The sequence below is a fragment of the Paraburkholderia sp. BCC1876 genome (assembly GCF_902833695.1).
In the GTDB taxonomy this organism is placed as follows: domain Bacteria; phylum Pseudomonadota; class Gammaproteobacteria; order Burkholderiales; family Burkholderiaceae; genus Paraburkholderia.
Map to the genome: position 1 here is coordinate 1 of NZ_CADFGI010000065.1, position 495 is coordinate 495.

General features: G+C 69.5%; 1 protein-coding gene. It reads right to left on the minus strand.

Annotated features, from left to right (window positions below; translation table 11 throughout):
• A partial coding sequence (locus HWY05_RS37780; RefSeq protein ID WP_176061493.1) for a porin occupies nt 1-495 on the minus strand: 495 nt, incomplete at both ends.

The following is a 495-nucleotide window of genomic DNA, read 5'->3' on the forward strand; positions in this document are numbered from 1 at the left end:
GAAGCCGTAGATCTGGTTGCGCGAGCTGCTGCCGGCCACGCCGCCGAAACTGTAGAGCGCCTCGGCATTGAAGCCGGCCCACGTCGGCGAGCTGTACTTCAGTGCGTTGTTGACGCGAAACGAGCCGTCGAGGTCGTCGAGATCGCCCGGATGCGCGCCGTAGCCGGCCCCCGACAGCGCCCAGTCCTCGCCCGCCTCGAAGATGCCGACCATCTCCGCATTCGGAAGGTACTGGCGCCCCGCCGTCAGCGTGCCCAGGCGCGAGGAGCCCAGGCCCACATAGACCTGGCGGCCGAACAGGTCGCCGTTCTGCCCGAGCGCGCCGGTCGAGCCGTTGAAGCCGCCTTCCAGCACGAACAGCGAAAACAGGCCGCCGCCGAGTTCCTCGCGGCCGCGCAGCCCCCAGCGGCTGCCCGATTCGTTGCCGCTCGTCAGCGCGTACTGGCGGCTGCCGGCCGCGTTGGTGTTGATCGCGATGCCCTGGTCGATGATGCC